Origin of the sequence: Pseudoduganella rivuli, from assembly GCF_009674485.1 — a bacterium.
GTDB classification, from domain to species: domain Bacteria; phylum Pseudomonadota; class Gammaproteobacteria; order Burkholderiales; family Burkholderiaceae_D; genus Rugamonas; species Rugamonas rivuli_B.
Genome location: NZ_WKJJ01000063.1, coordinates 1 through 812 on the forward strand (window position 1 = coordinate 1; position 812 = coordinate 812).

General features: G+C 51.5%; 1 rRNA gene. It reads right to left on the bottom strand.

Annotated elements, in window-relative coordinates:
- A 23S ribosomal RNA gene (locus GJ700_RS34700) occupies positions 1 to 812 on the bottom strand; the annotation flags it as partial.

Below are 812 nucleotides of genomic sequence, written 5' to 3' on the forward strand. Positions count from 1 at the left end.
ATATCCGCAGCTTCGGTGACTGGCTTAGCCCCGTTACATCTTCCGCGCAGGACGACTCGATCAGTGAGCTATTACGCTTTCTTTAAATGATGGCTGCTTCTAAGCCAACATCCTGACTGTTTTAGCCTTCCCACTTCGTTTTCCACTTAGCCAATCTTTGGGACCTTAGCTGGCGGTCTGGGTTGTTTCCCTCTTGACGCCGGACGTTAGCACCCGACGTCTGTCTCCCAAGCTCGCACTCATCGGTATTCGGAGTTTGCAATGGTTTGGTAAGTCGCGATGACCCCCTAGCCATAACAGTGCTCTACCCCCGATGGTGATACTTGAGGCACTACCTAAATAGTTTTCGGAGAGAACCAGCTATTTCCAAGTTTGTTTAGCCTTTCACCCCTATCCACAGCTCATCCCCTAATTTTTCAACATTAGTGGGTTCGGTCCTCCAGTGCGTGTTACCGCACCTTCAACCTGGCCATGGATAGATCACTTGGTTTCGGGTCTACACCCAGCGACTGGCGCCCTGTTCGGACTCGATTTCTCTACGGCTCCCCAATCTGGTTAACCTTGCCACTGAATGTAAGTCGCTGACCCATTATACAAAAGGTACGCCGTCACCCCACGAAGAGGCTCCGACTGTTTGTATGCACACGGTTTCAGGATCTATTTCACTCCCCTCCCGGGGTTCTTTTCGCCTTTCCCTCACGGTACTGGTTCACTATCGGTCGATTACGAGTATTTAGCCTTGGAGGATGGTCCCCCCATGTTCAGACAGGATTTCTCGTGTCCCGCCCTACTTGTCGTACGCTTAGTACCAC